Genomic DNA, 15,267 nt, shown 5'->3' on the forward strand with positions numbered 1-15,267 from the left:
TCTGTCAGTCACAAACATTCCGGATGTAAAACCGAATCGCGAGCAGGCTCACTCCTACATTGGGATTGTGGTGTTTCGCAGACGACTTACCACTCGGCAAAGCTGCCATCGGCATGGCGCCAGATCGGGTTGCGCCAGCGGTGGCCGACGGCGGCGCGTTCGATCACGTATTCCTCGTTGATCTCGATGCCCAGCCCCGGGCCGTTCGGAATTTTCACGAAGCCCTGATCGTAGTCGAACACCCGCGGGTCCTTCACATAGTCGAGCAAGTCATTGCTCTCGTTGTAATGGATGCCCAGGCTCTGCTCCTGGATAAACGCGTTGTAACAAGCCGCGTCGAGTTGCAAACACGCCGCCAGCGCAATCGGCCCCAACGGGCAATGCAGGGCCAGCGCGACGTCGTAGGCTTCGGCCATGTTGGCGATCTTGCGGGTTTCGGTGATGCCGCCGGCATGGGACGCGTCCGGCTGGATGATGTCGACGTAGCCTTCGCTCAACACCCGTTTAAAATCCCAGCGCGAGAACAGCCGCTCGCCGAGGGCAATCGGTGTGCTGGTCAGCGGCGCCAGTTCTTTCAGCGCTTCGTAGTTTTCGCTGAGTACCGGTTCTTCGATGAACATCAGTTTGTAAGGGTCGAGTTCCTTCATCAGCACCTTGGCCATCGGCTTGTGCACGCGGCCATGGAAGTCGACGCCGATGCCGACGTTCGGCCCGACCGCGTCACGCACGGCGGCAACGTTGGCCAAGGCGAGATCGACTTTTTCGAACGTGTCGAGGAACTGCAGCTCTTCGGTGCCGTTCATTTTCACCGCAGTGAAACCACGGCTCACCGCCTCTTTCGCCGCACGCGCGGTGTCGGCCGGGCGGTCGCCGCCGATCCACGAGTAGACACGGATCTTGTCGCGCACCTGGCCACCGAGCAGGTCGCTGACCGAGACGCCGAGGGCCTTGCCCTTGATGTCCCACAGGGCCTGATCGATACCGGCCAGCGCACTCATGTGGATCGCGCCGCCGCGGTAGAAGCCGCCGCGATAGAGCACGGTCCAGATGTCTTCGATATTGCGTGGGTCTTTACCGATCAGGTAGTCGGACAATTCTTCCACCGCAGCGGCGACCGTGTGCGCGCGCCCTTCGACCACAGGCTCGCCCCAACCGGTCACGCCCTCGTCGGTTTCGACCTTGAGGAAGCACCAGCGCGGCGGAACGATGAAGGTCGTGAGTTTGGTGATTTTCATCTCTGCTCTCTTTTGTAAATGCAGCTTTTATTAGATGCAGCGCACACAGCGCCAAAACGTCTTTAACGCAGGGCTTTCCAGGCAGCCACGTAGGCCTTGGCATTGACCGCCACCTGCTCGGGCGTCATGCCCGGTTTGAACAGGCCGGAACCGAGGCCGAAACCTTTCACGCCAGCGTCGATAAAGTCCTGCATGTTGTCCGGGGTAATGCCGCCGACCGGCGCCAGCACCGTGCCGGCCGGCAACACCGCAAGCCAGGCTTTGACGACTGCCGGCCCCATCTGCTCGGCCGGGAACAGCTTGAGAATGTCCGCACCCTCGGCCAGCGCGGCGAAGGCTTCGGTCGGCGTCGCCACGCCCGGCGACAGGTACAGCCCCGCCGCTTTCGCCGCGCGCAACACCTTGGCATCGCTGTGGGGCATAACGATCACTTGTCCGCCAGCAGCTTTGACCTGCTCGACCTGCTCGGGGGTGAGCACCGTGCCGGCACCGATCAGGCAATCGGCGGGCAGCGCATCACGCAGAATGCGGATACTGTCGTACGGCGATGGGGAATTGAGCGGTACTTCGATGACGCGAAATCCGGCGGAATAAAGGACTTCTCCGACAGCCGCCGCTTCCTGCGGTTGCAGGCCACGCAGAATCGCGATCAGACCGTTTTGTGCCAGTGCTTGCTTGAGCATGTCAGGCCTCCAGTCAGGGTTAACGGGATGAGGAATCGATTAGCCCGGCGGCACGCGCCAGTTGCCACAGGCCACGCTCGGTCGCCTGCTCGGCCAGCGTCACCCGAGCAAAGCCGCAGGCATCGAGCGCGCGTTGATAGCGCGTGCACAATTGCGCATTGCCGATGAGCACGATCGCTGGAAGATTCGCTTGATTGCGCCGGCGCCGCTGCACATTGGCGAGCGCGGCCAACTCGTGGCCGATCATCAGACCGGACAGATAATCCGCTTGAGCGCTCGGGCTCAGTTCACCAGTGAGGCCGAGGGTACGGGCGCTGAACAGGGTCGAGAGCACACCGAGCTCGGCATCCGCCGACAGCGCGATCTGCACGCCACGGTCAAATGCCTGTGCGTCGAAGATCGGGCTCGGCTGTTGGGTACGGCCAAGAATGCTGTGTTCGCTGAGTACGGCGAAGACTTCGCCAGTCATGAAGGTGTCGAAATGCGTGATGCGGCCATCGACCACTTCCACCCATTTCGAGTGGCTGCCGGGCAGGCCGATCAACAGATCGTTACCCGCCTCGGCCGGCAGACTTTGCAGCACGCCGAGGACTTGGGTTTCTTCGCCGCGCATCACATTCGGCAGCCGCGAACGCTGGATCACGCCCGGGACGATATGCACTGGCGTGCCGCGAAGACTGATAACGGTCTGTAGGGAATTTCCGAGATGGGCGACGTCGGCCGGCGTCTCGCAGTAAGCCGCTTCGCGCCAGCCCTGGGCACTGCCGACCATACCGCAAGCGATCACCGGCAGATCCGGCTGCGCGTCGAGCCAGTCACCGCAGGCTTCGTCGAAGGCCAGTTCAAAACCATCGGCGCATTCACGACCGTGGATGATTCGCGGAGTCTTGTGCAACTGCATGATCCCGGACGACAGCGCACGCTGCTCCAGCACCACACCGTCCGCCGCGAGTTTGTAAGCACGTAATGAGGTTGTCCCCCAATCGAGCGCGATCAATTGCGCCTGCATCGCTTCACCTGTTTTGTTTTTGGCAGTGAGTGCGACGGACTATAAACCCGGGCGAGCTAAAATCTCAATATATAAATATCAATCCCATATTTTGGGATGAAAGCAAAAAAAGATCGCAGCAGTTCCTGCCGAGTGAGCAGAATCTGCCAAAGGCTGCGATTTACTTAAGAAATTCAGTTTCCTTCGGCGAACTCGCGCAACACCTTGCCATCCATGCGATACCGCACCCACTCCTCCTGCGGTTGCGCGCCGAGGGATTTGTAGAATTCGATGGCCGGGGTGTTCCACTCCAGCACACTCCATTCGAAGCGGCCGCAGTCGTTGGCGCAGGCGATTTTCGCCAGGTGGCGCAGCAGGGTTTTACCGGCGCCGCCGCCGCGTTGTTCCGGGGTGATGTAGAGGTCTTCGAGGTACAGGCAGTTGCTGCCCAGCCAGGTCGAGTAACTGAAGAAGAACACCGCGAAACCGATCGGCAAGCCGTCGCGCAGGCAGATCAGGCCGTGGGCGGTGGCGCCGTCGCCGAACAGGCTGCGTTCGATGTCGGCGACGCTGGCGATGACTTCGTGACGGGCCTTCTCGAAATCTGCCAGTTCGGTGATGAAGGCGAGGATTTGCGGCGCATCGCTGGGGGTCGCCGGGCGGATTTCGATCGTCATGGACGGGCCTTGTGTGCAAATTAAAGCGCCATACTAAGGCGCGCAGCGGCGCTCGTCACATGGCAAAACATCCTGACCTGCCCAATTTGGTGAACACTGCTGCCCCAGTGGGACCGAGCCTGCTCGCGAAAGCGTCCTTCCAGTCAGCCTCGAGTCAACTGACATAATGTCTTCGCGAGCAGGCTCGCTCCGACAGCTGATACCGCACATTCTGAAAGGATGCTTATGACCGTTAACTGTTTCGCGCCGATGGAAACATTGGCTTCAGCGCTGATTCGGCACGCACTGGAACCCTCGGACGACGGCGCCCACGACCTCGCTCACCTGCAACGGGTCTGGCACAACGCACGCACCTTGCATGAAACCGAAGGCGGCGATCTCGAGGTGCTGCTTGCGGCCGTGCTGCTGCACGATTGCGTCGCGGTCGAGAAAAACTCAGCTCTGCGCTCGCAGGCTTCACGTCTTGCCGCGGACAAGGCTTCATCGGTGCTGCAGGAAAAAAACTGGCCCCGCGAGAAAATCAGCAACGTCGCCCACGCCATCGAAGCCCACAGTTTTTCCGCCAACATCACCCCACTGACACTCGAAGCGAAAATCGTCCAGGACGCTGATCGTCTCGACTCGCTGGGCATGCTCGGCGTTGCTCGAACCTTCTACGTGGCCGGGCGCATGGGCTCGGCACTGTACGATCCGCAAGATCCCGAAGCGCATGAACGCGAATACGACGACAGACGTTTTTGCCTCGATCATTTCCAGACCAAACTGCTGCATCTGGCCGACGGCTTTCAGACCGCGACCGGCCAGCGTCTGGCACAGATTCGTCATCACCGTCTGAAGGATTTCATGGAGCAGTTCAAGGAAGAGATCGGCATCGCCTGAACAGCAAAGACGTACCTCGGTGAAGACCGTTCGTCGATCATCAGGCACCAATCCGACACCAGGGCTGACCAACCAAGTGTATGGATTCCAATCACTGGAGAAGCCCTATGATCTCGTCAAGGTTGACCGCTCTTGTCTTCAGCGCCCTGCTCTGCCCTGCGGTGTTCGCCGCCTCGTCCACGGCAGCAGGCACTGGCCCTACCGATCCGACCCCGCCACGTGCGCCCGCCATCAACAGTGCTCCCGGTGTGAACACCGATGGCTCCGGTGTGCCGCTGATCAATCAGCCACCGGCCACCGGTACCGACCCGCGCACTCAGGGCAGCGATCCTGGACGTCAGGGCGGCATGAACACCCCAGACTCCCCGGCCGCCACGCCTGACAATGCCGGCCCGGGTGTCGGCTCGAAAACCACCACCGGTGGCTCCGGTTCCGAAGGTGCCGGTCAGTAGTTCGCCGACGCGAGCGCCCTATTCACTCCCATGAAGAGGTAACCATGAACGTCGACAAAGACCTGGAAAAAGAAGTCCTCACCCGTCTGCTCCACGCGCATCCCAATGGTCTGGGCAAGGAGGTGCTGGACAATTACCGGGGCGAGAAAGTCGTGGCCAGCGCCCTCGCCGCCCTGCAGGATCGCGGGCTGATTCACCACGGTCATGTGACATGCAGTGAAGCGGGCGAACACTCGCTGAACCTGCCGATCAAGCTCAGTTCAGCCGGGGTTGAAGCGGCGAAGAAACTCGATAGCTGACGCTGGTTGGGGCTGCGGACTTTCGATTTCGGACGTGTGATTCGTCTCGAGAGATTCGCAGCCCTCGGCGCAACGCACCACATCCTGACGCAAGGAGAAATCCCATGCCTCGTGGAAGCAAAGACAAATACACCACCGAACAGAAGCGCAAAGCCGAGCACATCGAAGACAGCTACGAGAAAAAGGGCGTGTCGAAAGATGAAGCCGAGGCGCGCGCCTGGGCGACGGTGAATAAACAATCCGGCGGCGGTGAGAAGTCCGGCGGTTCAGGGCGCAAAAAGCCTGCGAGCGCCAAGTCGCAAGAACGCAAAGAGTCATCGCGCCGCGCGGTGGCCAGTCGCAAGGGGCACTCGCGTAACAGCGAAACTTCGAAGGACACCCAGACTGTCGACAGCCTGATGAAGGAAGCCCGGGCGAAGAATATTCCGGGGCGCTCGTCGATGCGCAAGCAGGAGTTGATCGAGGCATTGCGCAAAGCGGGCTGAGCCGAGAATCTTTAGCGTGTTTGATGGCCCTATCGCGAGCAGGCTCACTCCTACACTTGGAATGCGTTCCCCTGTAGGAGTGAGCCTGCTCGCGATGGCCGTGGATCAGTCGCCACAGGACTCGCGGATAAACTCATCAACCTCAGCGGCCCCCGGCGATGTCGCCGGCCCCCAGCGCGTCACCGCCAGTGCCGCTGCCGCATTTGCCCGCCGCGCCGATTCCCACGCATCCAATCCCTGCGCCAATCCGGCAACAAACACCCCGGCATGGGCATCGCCGGCGCCATTACTGTCCAGCGCTTTCACAGCAAATCCCGGCACTTGACGACGCTCGCCACGCTGTTGAATCCAGCAACCCTGCGGCCCGTCGCGCACCACCATCAGCACATCTCCAGGCAAAAATTTCGCCAGACGATCCATTGCCGCGCCAATCTCATCAGCACCGGTAAAGCGCAGCGCCTCGACACTGTTGCTGGTCCACACATCGATGCGCGGCAGCAACGCTTGCATCATCGGCGCGTCCGGCGATTCCACCAGCGGTCCCGGGTCGAACACCACGTTGACCGATCCCGGCAGCGCCAGTGTCCAGTCGAGCAACGCCTGCGCCTTGCCCTCGTGCAGCAGGCTGTAACCACTCAGGTAAACGTAATCACCGGCCTCGGCCGGCACGCTGTTCAAATCCTCCGCGGTCACCTCGCCTTCGGCGCCGATGTAGGAAATAAAACTGCGTTCGGCCGAGGCATCGGTCAGCGCCACACACAACCCGGTGTCGCGCTCGGCCGGTTCACGGATGCCAATGCAGATACCTTCCGCCTGCATCGCTTGGCGTGCCAGATCGCCGAAGCGCCCGCTACCATGGCGACCGAGATAGACCACCGGCAAGCCGTTACGCACCGCCGCCGCCATCACGTTGAAACCGCCACCGGCTTCGAATCCCGCCGACTGCGCCAGTACGTCGCCGCCAATCTGCGGCAATTTATCCACGGCCATGACCAGATCGATGATGACCTGGCCGGTGTGCAACATCTTAGGCATGAGCATTCTCGGGTTGCGCGGCGCGGCGATCTTTCGCGCCGCCGAGTATCAGGTAAAGGCCACCGGCGACGACGAAGGTCACGATCCAGCCGAGGCCGTTGTGGCCCAGCCAGGAGTCGGACAGAAAGCCCTTGAACCAGACGTTTTCCGCCGTGGTGCCGATGGTGGTGAAGCTGAAGCCGAGCACGATGGCGATCGCCCAGGCGCCGAACGCGCGCCACTCGATGCCGCCGCGATACCAGTAGGCGCTGCTCGGGCTGACGTCGAGCAGGTCTTTGGGGCTGTAGTAGTGACGGTGAATCAGGTCGACCACGAAGATCCCCACCCACGCAGTGATCGGCACCGCCAGCAGGGAAATGAAGGTGATGAACGGGCCGTAGAAACTGTCGGCGATCAGCATGAAGTAGATCGAGCCGGCGAAGATCGCGACGATGTCGACCACCACCGCGTAGACGCGTTTGACCTTGAGGCCCAGCGTCAGCGTGGTCAGGCCGGCCGAGTACACCGACAGGTTGTTCGACAGCAGCAGGCCGCCGAACGCGGTGATCAGGTACGGCACGGCCATCCAGGTGGGCAGCATGTCGCGGATCGCCACGATCGGGTCAGTCGCCGAAGCCAGGTCATTGTTGCCCACCGAGAGCAAGCCGCCGAGGGTGATCAGCAGCACCAGCGGAATGCCCGCGCCGAATGCCGCCGACGCTACCAGACGCACAGCCTTGACGCTGCGGTGCTGATAGCGCGACATGTCGGCGCCGGCGTTGGCCCAGCCGATGCCGGTGCCGGCAGCCATGGTGCCGATACCGATGATCATCGCGCTCAGCGGCGCCGGCGTGGCGTTGAACACCGCACTCCAGTCGATGGTCGCGCAGAGGAAGCCGCCGACGAGAATGTTCAGCGCGCCGAACACGTAGGTCGCCCACTTCTGGATCACCAGCAGTGTCGCGTGGCCGAGGCCGGACACCGCCAACGTCAGCAGGACGAAGATGGCGATAAAGATCAGCGTCAGTACCGGCGCGCTTTTCGCCTCGACCGGCGAGCCGAACAGGATCGAACACAGCGACAGCAGTACGAACGCCGCGGTGGTGGTGTTGACGGTTTCCCAACCCAGACGCGACATCAGCGAAACCAGCGTCGGGCCGATGTTGCCGCGTACGCCGAAGATCGCCCGCGACAGCGTCAGGCTCGGCGCGCGGCCACGACGTCCGGCAATCGAAATGATGCCGACCACCGCAAACGAACCGGCGGCACCGAGGATCGCGACGATGATCGCCTGCCAGATCGCCAGCCCGCGAAACGCCACCAGCGTGGCGCCCAGCGGCAGGCCGAGAATGGAAATATTGGCGGCAAACCAGACCCAGAACAGCTGCAGCGGATGACCGTTGCACTCGGCTTCCGGCACCGGCTCGATGCCGCGGGTTTCCAGTTGCCCGACGCTTTGCCCGGCGGTTGATGAACTCATGAAGATGCTCCTGTTTGCCTTTTTTGTGGTTGTGGCAATGATGCAAAACGACAAGACAACCGGCCTTCCGAGGCCTGTCTGTGCGATCCATTGCTGTGTGAATTCTTTAGAAATGCGCCGCCCCTTTCGCGAGCAGGCTCGCTCCCACAAGGAAATGCATTCCAATTGTGGGAGCGAGCCTGCTCGCGAAGAGGCCAGCCAGTCAACGCAAGGCCAAAAGCCCCTGCACCAATGGCTCGAGCTCGAGTTGATTAACCGCTTTCACCGTCTCGATCATCTGTACCGGCCAGCACTCAAGCCCCAGGCAGGCCCCGAGCATGGCACCGAGAATCGCCGCGATGGTATCGGTGTCGCCACCCAGGCTGGCGGCCATGCACACCGCGTCAAAAGCGCTCATCTCGCCAATGGCCACTTGTTGCGCCAACGCGAATGAAACCACCACCGACTCCTGCGACGCCACCGATGTACCGATCACGTCATAGAGCAGATCGGCGAGCAGTGTTTTGTCACTGTCGACACTGATGCTGCGCGCCCAACTGATCCGTGAGGCGATGCGCCCACCGGCGACCCAGTGCCCGTGGACTTCGGCTTGCTGGGCAATCTGCTGGCCGAGGTTCAGCGCCTCGCCCAGATCGACGCCATTGATCCCGGCCGAGACCACCGCCGCCACCGCCGCCGCGCTGGAAATCCCCAACGTGGTGTTGTGGGTCACCTGACAGGCTTGCACCACCGCCGCAATGAAGCGCTGCGGATCGGCCACGTTCGCAGCTATTCCCACCGGGGTGATGCGCATCGCCGCGCCGTTGGTAGTGCCGTAGCGCCCGGCTTCTTCCGGGGAATGCCCGGCGAGGATCATTTCGATGGCGCGTTTGGTCGACGGGCCGAGCAAGTCCTGTGAGCCTTTGGCCTGCATCTGTGCTTCCCATTCGATCAAGCGCTGGGCAAGCACGGCGGGTTCGATCCGGCCCTGACCTTCGACCAGCAACTCGCCAACCAGAATCGCCTGTTCGGTGTCATCGGTGATTGAGCCCTTGGGCATGTTCGCAGCGATCGGTTGCAAGGGACCGGCATCCTGCAGATCGGTGATCTGTCCGAAGCGCGCTTTTATCGTTTCACGATCGAGCGACTGCGTCGGCATGCCCAGCGCATCACCCAGGGCCAGACCGTAGAAAGCGCCGAGCGCACGGTTGAGCGCGGTCATTTCGATTCTCCAAATTGCAGGTGCAGACGAAAGTGCACGGGATCGAGCAGACTTTCGACCTGCTCCATGAAACGGTTCTGTCGGTCGTAGGTGGTGCGCAGCGCCTTGAGGAACACCGTGCCGGCCGGGCGACCGAGCAACTCGGCGTCTTCGGCACTCAGCGGCTCGGCGCCGATCCACTGATCGCCGCGTTCGCCGATGTACCCGTAGGCGGCCAGGGTGATGGTCAGGGAATTGTCGATCAGACCGACACGCGGCAGGCTTTCCAAGCCGCCGTTGGCCGGCATCAATGCACGTTCCAGAGACACCAGCGTACCGTCGGTGGCGCGCCGGCGACGGTCGAGGGTGATGAATTGATCGGTGCCGAAACGCACCAGCAGATCAGGTCGGGTTACGGCTTCGAGGCGCAACACTTCGGTGTTGATCAGCGCCCCGCTGTCGGCCAGCGCCTGCGCCCAGCCGCTGCGCTGATCCAGCGCGACACCGTCGAAGGTCACGATCGAACCGACCCCACTTTGCGTGGCGATGTACTTGCGCCGCTTCAGCTCGGCCAGCGCCTCACGCAAGGTGCCACGGCTGACCTGGAATTCTTGAGCCAACTGATGTTCGCCGGGCAACAGAAAGCCGTCCTCCATGAGGCCGCTTTCGATGCGTCGGACGAGCTCGTCGACCACCCTTTGTTTCTTGTCGAATCGTACCTGTCTAATCATGTACAAATTGATAACCGAAACGGGTGCGGGCGAGCAAGGAAAATCTCGGGGAAGAGACAGAAGGTTGAAAGTCAAAAGCACCCTCACCCTAGCCCTCTCCCGGAGGGAGAGGGGACTGAATGGGGGATGCTCAAGAGGTATGCCGACCTGAAAGTGCTCCGCCGAATCCATAATCGACGAGAGCTTTCAGGTCGACGGATTACGCAAGACACCTCGGTCGGCCCCCTTTCCCTCTCCCGGAGGGAAAGGGAGAGGGTGAGGGATGCTCAGGAGATACGCCGACCTGATATTGCTTTAGCGAATCCACAATCGACCCAACCTTCCAGGTCGATGTAGACCGCAAGACACCTCGGTCGGCCCCCTCTCCCTCCGGGAGAGGGCTGGGGTGAGGGTAGTTCTTGACGTTAGCGTTGTTTCAGGCGGTCAATGACCACGGCCAACAACAGGATCGAACCCCGAATCACATACTGATAAAACGTATCGATGTTCTTCAGGTTCATCGCGTTCTCGATGATCGCCAGAATCAACACCCCGGCAATCACATGGCGGATCATGCCGATGCCGCCGCTCAGCGAAACCCCGCCCAGCACGCAAGCCGAGATCACCGTCAGTTCAAAACCCTGACCAATCATTGGCTGCCCGGAAGTCATCCGCGAGGCCAGGATCACCCCCGCCAGCGCGCCGATCACACCGTGCACGGCGAAGATGATGATCTTGGTGCGGTCGACGTTGACGCCCGCCAACAGCGCCGCTTCCTGGTTGCCACCGATGGCCATGGTGTTGCGCCCATAGGTGGTGTAGTTCAGCAGCCAGCCGAAAAACAGGAAGCAGACAATGGTGATCAGGATCGGCACCGGCACGCCGAACAACTGGCCGTTACCGAAGACGAAGAAGGATTCCTGCGAGACGCCGACCGCTTTGCCGTTGGCAAAGATATAAGCCAGACCGCGAACGATCTGCATGGTCGCCAGCGTCGTGATCAACGCATTGACGCGCAACTTGGCAATCACGATGCCGTTGATCAACCCGACGATCAGGCCCATCACCAGCGCCGCACTGACCCCGAGAAACACGCTGTTGGTGTCACGCATCACCACCGCCGCGACCACGCCGGCACAGGCAATCACCGAACCAACCGAGAGGTCGAAGTGTCCCGACGCCAGGCAGTAAAGCATGGTGCACGCGGCGATGCCGGTGGTGGAAATCGCCAGGCCCAGACCGCGCATGTTCAGCGGCGAGAGGAAGTTATCGATCAACAGCGTGCAGGCGACAAAGATGCCGATCGCCGCCAGCAGCATGACCCAGTCATCGAGGAAGCGCCGCAGGTCCAGCGGTTTGCGCTCGTTCGGCAGGGTTTCGTTTTGGGTAGTCATCATAGTCACCTCTCAGTTCGCCACGCCGTCAGCGCGGTGGCGTGGCAAAGCCAGTTGCAGCAGGTTGGATTCATTGGCCTGGTCGCGGCTGACTTCGCCGCGCAGGGCGCCTTCGCACAGCACCAGGATGCGGTCGGAAATGCCCATCACTTCCATCAGATCGCTGGACACCACGATCACCGAAATGCCGTCGGCGGCGAGGTTGTGGATGATCTGGTAGATCTCGGCCTTGGCGCCGATGTCGATGCCACGGGTCGGTTCGTCGAGCAGCAAAACCTTCATCGGCATCGACAGCCAGCGGCCGAGAATGGCCTTCTGCTGGTTGCCGCCGGAAAGGAACTTGATCTGCTGGCCGGCGTGCGGGGTTTTCACTTTCAGGGCTTTGATCTGCTTGTCGGCGTTGCCCTTTTCCCACAGGCCACGGATCAGGCAGCCAAGCCCGGAATGCGCACCACGGGCACTGATGTTGATGTTCTCGGCGACGCTGGCCAGCGGGATGATGCCTTCCTTCTTACGGTCTTCCGGGCAAAGCAGAATGCCGGCGGCAATCGCGTCACGGGGCGAGCGCAGTTTCAGCTCATGGCCGCGCAATTCAAGGCGTCCGGCGGTGTTGCGCTCCAGGCCACTGAGCAGACGAAACAGCTCGGTGCGCCCTGCCCCGACCAGGCCGAACAAGCCAAGGATTTCGCCCTTGTGCGCTTCGAAACTGATCGGCTCGCGCAGGCCCGGGCCAAGCAGACCATCGACTTTCAACGCCACGGCGCCACGGGGGCGATGGCGGTAGTCGTAGATGTCCTGAATGTCGCGACCGACCATGCAGGTCACCAGTTGATCGTGGGTCAGCTGGCTCATGTCTTCAAACGTGCGCACGTAGCGGCCGTCCTTGAACACCGTCACGGCGTCGCAGATGCGGAACACTTCTTCCATGCGATGGGACACGTAGAGCACGACTTTGCCCTCATCGCGCAGGCGCCCGATGATCGCCATCAAGCGATCGATCTCGCGTGCCGAGAGGCTGCTGGTCGGTTCGTCGAAAGCGATGACGTGGGCACCACGAGACAACGCTTTGGCGATTTCGACCAATTGGCGCTGGCCCAGCGACAAGCGCCCGACTTTGGTTTGCGGATCGATTTCGTCCGCCAGGCCTTTCAGGCAATTCAAGGCCTTCTGGCGCAGTTCGCCGCGATTGATCAAACCGAAACTGGCCGGCAGATGACCGAGAAACAGGTTCTCGGCCACGGTCATTTCCGGAACCAGATGCAGTTCCTGGTGAATCACCGCGACACCGCTGCCAATGCTGTCGGCAGTCGACTTGAACGCCATCGCCTGCTCGCCGATCTGCAGTTCGCCGCTGCTCGGAATATAGGCGCCACCGAGGATTTTCAGCAGCGTCGACTTGCCCGCACCGTTCTCGCCCATCAAGGCATGAACCTGGCCGGGGTGGGCGACGAAGCTGATGCCATCGAGCGCTTTTACCCCGGGAAAGGTCTTGCCGATCCCGTTGAAACGCAGGCTGCCGCTGGCGCCATGTTGTTGTTCTTGTGTCTGTACTTGCGCGTGCATAAAGCCACCTCTTCACACCGAAAAACGGCCCGGCTGCCCGGGCCGTCGCTGCCTCAGTTCCACAAGCCGATTTTTTCCAGCTCTTGCTTGAAGTTTTCGCGGGTGATCAGGGTGACGTCATCCATGGCGGTGTACTTCGGCGGTTCTTTGCCGGCGGTGATCCACTCGTACATCATCTCGGCGGTTTTGTAGCCTTCGATGTGCGGACTAGGCAGCATCGAACCGAAGAAGCCGCTGTTAGGTTTCTTCAACTCGCCAATGGCGTCGGTGCCGTTGATGCCGATGCCGATCACGTTGCTCGCGGCAAACCCGGCCGCTTCGGTAGCACGCACGCCGCCAAGCACGGTGTTGTCGTTCATGCCGCCGATGATCAGGTTTTTCGCCGCACTCGGCAGTTTCACCAGCGCCGAGTTGGTGGCGTCCATGCTGCCCGGTACGTCGAGGGTTTTCAGCGCGGCGAAGAGGATGTGATCCTCTGGCATGCCGGCCTTCTTCAGCGCATCGACCGAACCATCGGTGCGTTTCTTGCCGGTGTCGAGTTCGTTGTAGGTATTGACCACCGCGTAGGTGTCTTTCCAGTCCCAGTTACGTTTCTTCGCTTCGGCAGCCATGGCGGCGCCCTGCTTCTGCCCGACTTCGAACGCGGCCATGCCCAGGTACGGCACGTCTTCCATGAATTTGCCGTTGGCGTCGACGAAACGGTCGTCGACGGCAATCACTTTCAGATCGTTGATCTTGGCCTTGGCCATGATGGCCGGGCCGAGGGACACGTCCGGCGGGCAAATCACGAAGCCCTTGGCGCCGTTGGCAGCCAGGCTGTCGATGGCCGAAAGAGTTTTTTCGCCATCGGGCACAGCGATCTTGATCAGTTCGAAGCCCTTGTCCTTGGCGGCCTTTTCGGCAAAAGCCCATTCGGTCTGGAACCACGGTTCTTCGGCCTGCTTGACCAGAAAACCGATCTTCACCGCGTCGGCGGCGAGCAGCGCACTGCTCAGGCTGAACGCAGTGACCGTCAGGGCAGTGCTGCACAGGGTACGAATCCCGAAACGACGTTTCATCAGATGACTCCTTGTTATTTTTTTTGAGCAAATTAAACAGCTTGTGGCGAGGGAGCTTGCTCCCGCTGGGCTGCGAAGCGGCCCTAAAACCGGTTACCTCGGTCAATCAGACACACCGCATTGCCCGAATTTACGACTGCTGCGCAGCGGAGCGAGAGCGAGCTCCCTCGCCACAGGTGTGGTGGCGTGACACGTACTGCTGCAAAGCTATTTGAAAATAGTCATATCGTATGATGATTGGATTTCAAGCGTAGTTCAGCGCTGGAAATCCGTTCTATTCAGTCGTGGTACATCACCGAGCGACCACCATCGATGGTGATGCACGAGGCGTTGATAAACGGTGCTTCATCGCTGGCCAGAAACACTGCGGTCATCGCCACTTCGATCGGCTGGCCGATGCGCTTGGGCGGATGCAGGTCGAAGGCGCGCTGCCGCTCGGCGTGGGGATCGGCAAAGCCGTTCCAGTAATCGACGTTCAGCTGGGTTTCGATGTAGCCCGGGGCGATGGCGTTGACGCGAATGCCTTTGGCCGCATATTCGATGCCGAGGGCGCGGGTCAGGCCGAGCAAGCCGTGCTTGGCCACCGGGTACGGAAAGCAGCCAGGAATGATGTGGCTGGAATGAGTCGAGGCGATGTTGATGATGCTGCCGACGCCCTGCTCGATCATTTGCGGCAGCACGGCTTTGCAGCCATACCAGGCGCCATCCAGATCAATGGCGAAGCAACGATGCCAGTCTTCCTCGGTCATCTGCAGCGGATCGCGGAACACATTGACCCCGGCGCAGTTGACCAGCACGTCGATGCGGCCATGCAATTCCACGGCGCGTCTGGCAAGGGCATGCAGGTCCTGCTGATTCGACACATCGACCTTCAGTGCCTGCACGTCATGGCCTTGTGCACGCCAATGGGCGGCGACCTGCTCGACCTTGTCGGCCTGGATATCGCTGATCAGCAGTCTGGCCTGCTGTGAGGCAAAGGCGGCAACGATCGCTTCGCCAATGCCCTGAGCGGCGCCAGTCAGCAGCACAACCTTGTTTTTCAGGCGTTCGCCTTTTGGCGTTGGCGGCACGGCAGGCAATGTGAGCGCTTCACCCATGGTTCAGGCCTCCCGCGCGCAGACGCAAAAAAACCGGGCATCGGTCGATGTCCGGTTTTCACGGCTTGGGAAA

At 61.1% G+C, this 15,267-nt stretch carries 16 protein-coding genes; 4 read left to right on the plus strand and 12 right to left on the minus strand.

All coding sequences use genetic code 11. The features are described 5' to 3' along the window. Positions 1–86: 86 nt before the first annotated feature. The 4 genes from dgoD to LIS66_RS19175 all read right to left on the minus strand — a co-directional run bounded on the left by dgoD (position 87) and on the right by LIS66_RS19175 (position 3,583). Complete coding sequence (gene dgoD, locus LIS66_RS19160; protein ID WP_016770960.1) at positions 87–1,235, minus strand: galactonate dehydratase; 1,149 nt, start codon at positions 1,233–1,235, stop codon at positions 87–89. A gap of 62 nt (positions 1,236–1,297) precedes the next feature. Continuing rightward, positions 1,298–1,918 carry a 2-dehydro-3-deoxy-6-phosphogalactonate aldolase gene (locus LIS66_RS19165; RefSeq protein ID WP_227972819.1) on the minus strand — a complete coding sequence of 207 codons (621 nt, stop codon included), beginning with the start codon at positions 1,916–1,918 and terminating at the stop codon, positions 1,298–1,300. A 19-nt stretch (positions 1,919–1,937) separates the two neighbouring features. Then, complete coding sequence (locus tag LIS66_RS19170) at positions 1,938–2,927, minus strand: 2-dehydro-3-deoxygalactonokinase (RefSeq protein ID WP_227972820.1); 990 nt, start codon at positions 2,925–2,927, stop codon at positions 1,938–1,940. Positions 2,928–3,100: 173 nt separating this feature from the next. After that, entirely contained in the window at positions 3,101–3,583 is a 483-nt protein-coding gene (locus LIS66_RS19175) for a GNAT family N-acetyltransferase (protein ID WP_042610720.1), read from the minus strand. Positions 3,584–3,808: 225 nt separating this feature from the next. On the opposite strand from LIS66_RS19175, the gene LIS66_RS19180 reads away from it, so the two are divergent. From LIS66_RS19180 to LIS66_RS19195, 4 genes are all read left to right on the plus strand, one after another. Beyond that, a complete protein-coding gene (locus LIS66_RS19180; protein ID WP_116658880.1) occupies positions 3,809–4,462 on the plus strand; it encodes an HD domain-containing protein in 654 nt (217 codons plus the stop codon). Positions 4,463–4,569: 107 nt separating this feature from the next. After that, positions 4,570–4,914 (plus strand): hypothetical protein, encoded by a 345-nt coding sequence (locus LIS66_RS19185; RefSeq protein WP_042610718.1) that lies wholly within the window; start codon positions 4,570–4,572, stop codon positions 4,912–4,914. Between the two features lie 44 nt (positions 4,915–4,958). Then, positions 4,959–5,213, plus strand: coding sequence for a hypothetical protein (locus LIS66_RS19190; RefSeq protein ID WP_041479421.1), 255 nt, complete (start codon positions 4,959–4,961; stop codon positions 5,211–5,213). Positions 5,214–5,317: 104 nt separating this feature from the next. Further along, complete coding sequence (locus LIS66_RS19195; protein WP_064361470.1) at positions 5,318–5,698, plus strand: Rho termination factor N-terminal domain-containing protein; 381 nt, start codon at positions 5,318–5,320, stop codon at positions 5,696–5,698. A 105-nt stretch (positions 5,699–5,803) separates the two neighbouring features. On the opposite strand, the gene LIS66_RS19200 is transcribed toward LIS66_RS19195, so the two are convergent. From LIS66_RS19200 to LIS66_RS19235, 8 genes are all read right to left on the minus strand, one after another. After that, complete coding sequence (locus LIS66_RS19200; protein ID WP_227972821.1) at positions 5,804–6,733, minus strand: PfkB family carbohydrate kinase; 930 nt, start codon at positions 6,731–6,733, stop codon at positions 5,804–5,806. Continuing rightward, positions 6,726–8,192, minus strand: a complete 1,467-nt coding sequence (locus LIS66_RS19205) for a purine-cytosine permease family protein (protein WP_042610715.1) — start codon at positions 8,190–8,192, stop codon at positions 6,726–6,728. Before LIS66_RS19205 ends, LIS66_RS19200 begins: the two co-directional genes overlap by 8 nt. Before the next feature lie 202 nt (positions 8,193–8,394). Next, a complete protein-coding gene (locus LIS66_RS19210; protein ID WP_042610714.1) occupies positions 8,395–9,393 on the minus strand; it encodes an ADP-ribosylglycohydrolase family protein in 999 nt (332 codons plus the stop codon). Next, positions 9,390–10,103: a GntR family transcriptional regulator gene (locus LIS66_RS19215; protein ID WP_042610713.1), complete on the minus strand. Its 714-nt coding sequence runs from the start codon at positions 10,101–10,103 to the stop codon at positions 9,390–9,392. The genes LIS66_RS19210 and LIS66_RS19215 overlap by 4 nt, the downstream gene beginning before the upstream one ends. A 404-nt stretch (positions 10,104–10,507) precedes the next feature. Then, entirely contained in the window at positions 10,508–11,476 is a 969-nt protein-coding gene (araH, locus tag LIS66_RS19220) for an L-arabinose ABC transporter permease AraH (RefSeq protein WP_123419098.1), read from the minus strand. Positions 11,477–11,488: 12 nt separating this feature from the next. Continuing rightward, the gene (araG, locus tag LIS66_RS19225; protein WP_227972822.1) at positions 11,489–13,039 is read right to left on the minus strand and encodes an L-arabinose ABC transporter ATP-binding protein AraG; all 1,551 of its coding nucleotides are present in this window, start codon (positions 13,037–13,039) and stop codon (positions 11,489–11,491) included. A 53-nt stretch (positions 13,040–13,092) separates the two neighbouring features. Further along, positions 13,093–14,097, minus strand: a complete 1,005-nt coding sequence (locus LIS66_RS19230; RefSeq protein WP_227972823.1) for a substrate-binding domain-containing protein — start codon at positions 14,095–14,097, stop codon at positions 13,093–13,095. Positions 14,098–14,375: 278 nt separating this feature from the next. Next, positions 14,376–15,194, minus strand: coding sequence for an SDR family oxidoreductase (locus tag LIS66_RS19235; protein ID WP_042610711.1), 819 nt, complete (start codon positions 15,192–15,194; stop codon positions 14,376–14,378). Between the last annotated feature and the right edge of the window lie 73 nt (positions 15,195–15,267).

The sequence above is a fragment of the Pseudomonas sp. HN2 genome (genome assembly GCF_020736465.1).
In the GTDB taxonomy this organism is placed as follows: Bacteria; Pseudomonadota; Gammaproteobacteria; order Pseudomonadales; family Pseudomonadaceae; genus Aquipseudomonas; species Aquipseudomonas moraviensis_A.

What these genes read in the sequence shown, in the direction of transcription:
- LIS66_RS19175 (WP_042610720.1), bottom strand. Translation starts at nt 3,583, where the DNA reads ATGACGATCGAAATCCGCCCGGCGACCCCCAGCGATGCGCCGCAAATC.
- araH (WP_123419098.1), bottom strand. Translation starts at nt 11,476, where the DNA reads ATGACTACCCAAAACGAAACCCTGCCGAACGAGCGCAAACCGCTGGAC.
- LIS66_RS19185 (WP_042610718.1), top strand. Translation starts at nt 4,570, where the DNA reads ATGATCTCGTCAAGGTTGACCGCTCTTGTCTTCAGCGCCCTGCTCTGC.
- LIS66_RS19205 (WP_042610715.1), bottom strand. Translation starts at nt 8,192, where the DNA reads ATGAGTTCATCAACCGCCGGGCAAAGCGTCGGGCAACTGGAAACCCGC.
- LIS66_RS19165 (WP_227972819.1), bottom strand. Translation starts at nt 1,918, where the DNA reads ATGCTCAAGCAAGCACTGGCACAAAACGGTCTGATCGCGATTCTGCGT.
- LIS66_RS19195 (WP_064361470.1), top strand. Translation starts at nt 5,318, where the DNA reads ATGCCTCGTGGAAGCAAAGACAAATACACCACCGAACAGAAGCGCAAA.
- araG (WP_227972822.1), bottom strand. Translation starts at nt 13,039, where the DNA reads ATGCACGCGCAAGTACAGACACAAGAACAACAACATGGCGCCAGCGGC.
- LIS66_RS19215 (WP_042610713.1), bottom strand. Translation starts at nt 10,103, where the DNA reads ATGATTAGACAGGTACGATTCGACAAGAAACAAAGGGTGGTCGACGAG.
- LIS66_RS19235 (WP_042610711.1), bottom strand. Translation starts at nt 15,194, where the DNA reads ATGGGTGAAGCGCTCACATTGCCTGCCGTGCCGCCAACGCCAAAAGGC.
- LIS66_RS19170 (WP_227972820.1), bottom strand. Translation starts at nt 2,927, where the DNA reads ATGCAGGCGCAATTGATCGCGCTCGATTGGGGGACAACCTCATTACGT.
- LIS66_RS19230 (WP_227972823.1), bottom strand. Translation starts at nt 14,097, where the DNA reads ATGAAACGTCGTTTCGGGATTCGTACCCTGTGCAGCACTGCCCTGACG.
- LIS66_RS19210 (WP_042610714.1), bottom strand. Translation starts at nt 9,393, where the DNA reads ATGACCGCGCTCAACCGTGCGCTCGGCGCTTTCTACGGTCTGGCCCTG.
- LIS66_RS19190 (WP_041479421.1), top strand. Translation starts at nt 4,959, where the DNA reads ATGAACGTCGACAAAGACCTGGAAAAAGAAGTCCTCACCCGTCTGCTC.
- dgoD (WP_016770960.1), bottom strand. Translation starts at nt 1,235, where the DNA reads ATGAAAATCACCAAACTCACGACCTTCATCGTTCCGCCGCGCTGGTGC.
- LIS66_RS19200 (WP_227972821.1), bottom strand. Translation starts at nt 6,733, where the DNA reads ATGCCTAAGATGTTGCACACCGGCCAGGTCATCATCGATCTGGTCATG.
- LIS66_RS19180 (WP_116658880.1), top strand. Translation starts at nt 3,809, where the DNA reads ATGACCGTTAACTGTTTCGCGCCGATGGAAACATTGGCTTCAGCGCTG.